This window comes from Mesorhizobium sp. L48C026A00 (genome assembly GCF_000502375.1).
Lineage (GTDB): Bacteria > Pseudomonadota > Alphaproteobacteria > Rhizobiales > Rhizobiaceae > Mesorhizobium > Mesorhizobium muleiense.
This window is the reverse complement of sequence record NZ_AYWU01000078.1, coordinates 1-4,252: the sequence shown is the minus strand read 5'-3', so window position 1 is coordinate 4,252 and position 4,252 is coordinate 1. Positions and strand designations below refer to the sequence as shown.

Annotated in this window: 3 protein-coding genes and 2 pseudogenes; 2 read left to right on the top strand and 3 right to left on the bottom strand. The window is 59.1% G+C overall.

Annotated elements, in window-relative coordinates:
- Window positions 1-312, bottom strand: a pseudogene (locus X738_RS85790) (hypothetical protein); the annotation flags it as partial.
- 221 nt (window positions 313-533) lie between these two features.
- Between X738_RS85790 and X738_RS80220 the strand changes: the two are divergent.
- Window positions 534-1,061: a transglutaminase-like cysteine peptidase gene (locus X738_RS80220; protein WP_245277906.1), complete on the top strand. Its 528-nt coding sequence runs from the start codon at window positions 534-536 to the stop codon at window positions 1,059-1,061.
- A 213-nt stretch (window positions 1,062-1,274) separates the two neighbouring features.
- Here X738_RS80220 and X738_RS80215 read toward each other — a convergent pair whose 3' ends face one another.
- The gene (locus tag X738_RS80215; RefSeq protein WP_023804220.1) at window positions 1,275-1,757 is read right to left on the bottom strand and encodes a hypothetical protein; all 483 of its coding nucleotides are present in this window, start codon (window positions 1,755-1,757) and stop codon (window positions 1,275-1,277) included.
- 8 nt (window positions 1,758-1,765) lie between these two features.
- Window positions 1,766-2,476, bottom strand: a complete 711-nt coding sequence (locus X738_RS80210) for a helix-turn-helix transcriptional regulator (protein WP_023804219.1) — start codon at window positions 2,474-2,476, stop codon at window positions 1,766-1,768.
- Between the two features lie 732 nt (window positions 2,477-3,208).
- On the opposite strand from X738_RS80210, the pseudogene X738_RS86590 reads away from it, so the two are divergent.
- Window positions 3,209-4,252, top strand: a pseudogene (locus X738_RS86590) (hypothetical protein); the annotation flags it as partial.

Here is a 4,252-nt window from a genome sequence, read left to right as displayed (position 1 = left end):
ATTGCCGCCGCCGCTGCCGCCGCCATTGCCGCCGTCACCATCGCCGCCATCGTTCAAGGCGGCGGTGATAAGGGCCGTGGTAACCGGCGGGCACATGTCGATTTGCGCGGCGGAAAGAATGCTGGTGCGGTTGGCTGCAATACAGCAAAGCGCGAAATTGGCTTCAGTGAGAGGTTGGCACTGTGCAGCCGCAAGCCGAGGACGTTGACTCTGCTGTGCGGTTGCCGGTGTGATCATTGCCACCGTGAAGGCAGCGGATGAAAGGAGCAGTATTCTTAGAATCGTGCTTGAGACGTCAGGGTACAGGTGCATTTTCTTCCTCCTTGAGGGAAAAAAAGGCGCTCCCGTCCCCTTTGGTTGCGCGAAGAGTCAATATTACCGACCATCGGTAACACTTTGTTAAGTATGGCAAACAATTTGTTCCTGCGCAATCGCGATCCTCAGGATTGATTTACCAACCCCCATAAGGATTATCACGACCCACCAAAAGGGGACACTCAGTGATTCGTTCAGCGGCGCTTCTCGCGGCGGCCATTTTGTTGGCCGGCTGCAGCAATCAAACAACTGGAACAGCAACGAAGATGGCCACGCAAGGCTACGCCTTTGCACCGGCCGCCTTCTACAAATTCTGCGCCAGCGATCCGGCGCTGTGCAGCACCCGCGGCAAGGTCAAAGCGGTCGAACTCACGCCGAGGCTGGAAGCGGAACTTGCGAGCGTGAACAAGTCGGTCAATCGCCGCATCAAGGAGAGAGGCGACAGAGACTCCGCAGGCCGAGCCGACGTTTGGGGCTTGCCGACCGGCGAAGGCGATTGCGAGGATTTCGCCATCCTCAAGAAAGCCGAGTTGTTGAAACGCGGGTGGCCCGCATCCGCCCTGTTGCTGACCGTTGCGACGCTTGGCGGCGCTGGTCATACGGTCCTGACGGTGCGGACGAACCAGGGCGATCTGGTGCTGGATAACAGAACGGGCGCAATCAGGAATTGGTCACGGACGTCTTACCGTTATTTTGCTCGGCAGTCCCAGTCCGAAAACGGCAAGTGGACGCGGATAAGAACCTGACACCCGTGCCTTGATCGCCCCGCGTCGATTTCGGCCCGCCGATTTCCTGGGGGCGCAAACCGGATCTATCTTCGATCTGGCGTTCTCAGCCCGACGGTTGGCCGCGACCGTCACCGGCTCTGCGCGATAATGCGTCCAGGCAGAGGTCACGGCGGCCCGGACCCGATCGCTGCCTATGTCAACCTCGATGCGCGGCGTCACAGGACAAGCAATTCAATGCGGAAAGGAATTGCGTTCGACGACCCGCCAAATATCCTTGTTGATTGCGCTGATCGCCTGGATGGAGGCGCTGATCCTCTTCATCTCGGAATCGTCGAGTTCTTCGATCTTCCCATATTTGATTGCATCCTTGCTGTCGAAGATGCGCATTAGTTGCGTGCTCGCATGCGTTCCCGTTTCGTCGAACGAATAGATGCAGTGGCTGTATTTGTTGCGCAGCTTTCCCTGCCGGGTAAGCTGACTGGCGATCTCCAGAACCTGGCGTCGGCATTCAACCGGTGTTCCGGCCATCTTCGCCAACCGCTCGACCAACTCGATCCGTGCACGCGTGGTGTTCAGCGTCAGGAAAATGACGATCGCAGTCTCCTTGTCTACTTTCGCCAGACCGGCAATCAGGTAAATCAGCAAGCTTTCCGTGTTGGTCCATGTGTAGTTCAATTGACCAACAAGCAGTAAAATCTCCTGGAAGCGCGGCATCGACCTGCTCACGTGAGAGTTGAGATCACCGGGCGATCCGCACCTGGAACCATTCCAGCGGCCGCAACCCGTCGGGCATGAAAAAGGGCTGCGGCTTCAGTCCTGTTGTGGGCGCCCAGCTTGTTGATGATGTTGTGCATGTGAATTTTGACGGTGTGTTCGGAAAGGCGAAGTGCGGCGGCTATGGTTTTATTCTGCAGTCCCTGCGACGCCATTTCCAGGATCTGACTCTCCCGACATGTCAGTTGGCCAGACTCCTCGAGTGCGGCTTGCCGTTTGATGGCGGGCTTCGACTCCTTCGCCTCGCTATGGGGCATGCCGTTGTTCAGGTACGACTGAAACATGGCTAAGGGAAAATATTCGCCTCCGCGCAGCATGAGCCTGATCACGGAAAGCCACACATCCAGCTTCAGGTTCATGGGAAGCACGCCGCGCACCACTCGCGACGCAAAGACCTCATCGGGGAAAAGCCGCCTCCTGCCGTCGTCCTGCATCACAGCGGTCATGGCTGCCGGGTGGAAGCGGGCCAGCTGGGCGGAACAGGAATCGATCTCGCTCAGAAATACCGCATCGATCAGGATGAGGGAAACCGAAGGATCGAAGGCAGTCCAGGTGGCGGACAGGTCGCGAACGCGCTCAGCCCCGATCCACGGGAATTCCCTTTCGACGGCATGCACCAGGCTATCGGAGATCGTGTCGTCAGGGGCGATGAACAGCAAGGTTCGTCGGGCCCAGGATTCCCGATCGGCGGAATCAGCTCGACCTCGTCCGCTCGCCTCCACCCCATCCACCCCATTCATGGCCCACCTGTCTACTAACAAGCACTAAAGGCCGGGAACCCCTAACCCGGACGACACGTTAACGACTTCCTAACTCAAAAATAGGCGAAAAAATATAGTCCTGACGAGCTAGGCAATTGCTGGGACACCGCGACGCGGCGCGCAACTGTCCGCCATTCACGATTGCTGCCGACCTGGTTTTCCGCCCAGGATTTAACCCTTGATGGCGAACAGATCGTCCCAAACGGGCTAGCTCCAACTATCAGCTTACAATTTACGGCTGACGGTCACAGACTTCCAATGTTCCGTATTGGGAGTTTGGGGAACATCCAGAGATTCACGAGAGCAGCGAGCGACCGCACCGTTGGGCGGCGCAGGCGGTAACTCGTGCGCAATCTGGCTGCCTCGCTCCCCGTCAAAGGGAGGTGACGCCATACAAACAGACGATGACCGGATCTCCGGCCTTAGTCCCCTAGGCGCAGGCGATCCAAAACCAACCACATGAAACTTAACGGCCGCGGGCAGCCAAGACCACGTCAGATTGAATGTGGTTCGGTTGTCGCGGCCTCTTACCGAGAAAACTTCGAGAAAACTTAACGGCCGCGAGCAGCCCAAGACCACGTCAGATTGAATGTGGTTCGGTTGTCGCGGCCTCTAACCGAGGGAACGACAATGACTACTCGCAACAGCAATAACTCCAACACCGGTTGGCAGTTCATCGGCGATGTCTCCGATGACGACACCGTAATCGATATCGGAGATGGCGATGCCAAGAGCGACGCCAGCGCCGACGCCAAGAGCGACGCCAGCGCCGACGCCAAAGCCGATGCCAAATCCGACGCTGACGCCAAGAGCGACGCTGACGCCACCGGTGTCGGCGTCGGCGTAGGTGTGGGTGTCGGAGCTGGCATCGGCATTGGCGACGCTACGGCCAATTCGACCAGCAACAACACCAACAATAACGGCAATAACAACAGCAATTCGAGCAGCAACAGCAACAGCAACAGCAGCAACAACAGCAACACCAACACCAACACCAACAACGTTAACACCAATGTTAACGCCAGTGTTAGCGCCAGCGCGTCGTCGGACGGAAAGTCGGACGACGATTTCATTGACCTCGACGACGTGAATGTTGGCCTCGGCGGCGTCATGATGTTCAGCCGCGACGGCGACATCAGCTTCGATCCGGGCGATGACGTCAGCTTCTCGGACGTCCTGAACGGCGCGTTTGCCGGGGCTGGCAATGGCCACAGCGCCACGATCATCAACCAGACCGGCGACATGAAGGACAACGACTATCTCGGCAGCGCGACGGTCAAGAATGACGGCTACTTCGGCAACAAGGGCGACGCCAAGGGTGGTTATGCCAAGTCCGAGGAAGGCATTGATGCCGGCGGCGACGGCGGCCATGCCGGCGATTCGGTCGCTTTGGGTGGCTTCGGCGCCAAGGGCGGCGATGCCGATACCGGCAGCGCCAAGGGCGGCGATGCCAAGGGCGGCGGTGTGGCCGTTAGCGTGCCGATTGTCGTCGGCTCCGCTGACGCCAAGTCCGACGGCGGCAACGCTGATGGCGGCGACGCCGTGCCGATCGCGGTTAGCGGCGACGCCAAGGGCGGCGACGCGACCGGCGTGGCTGTCGGCGCAGGCCTAGGCGGCGACGGCAAGGGCGGCTACGGCGACAGTGGCGAAGCCTTTGGCGGCGACAGCGGCGAC

Coding starts and splice junctions, on each gene's coding strand:
- X738_RS80215 (WP_023804220.1), bottom strand. CDS start 1,757: ATGCCGCGCTTCCAGGAGATTTTACTGCTTGTTGGTCAATTGAACTAC.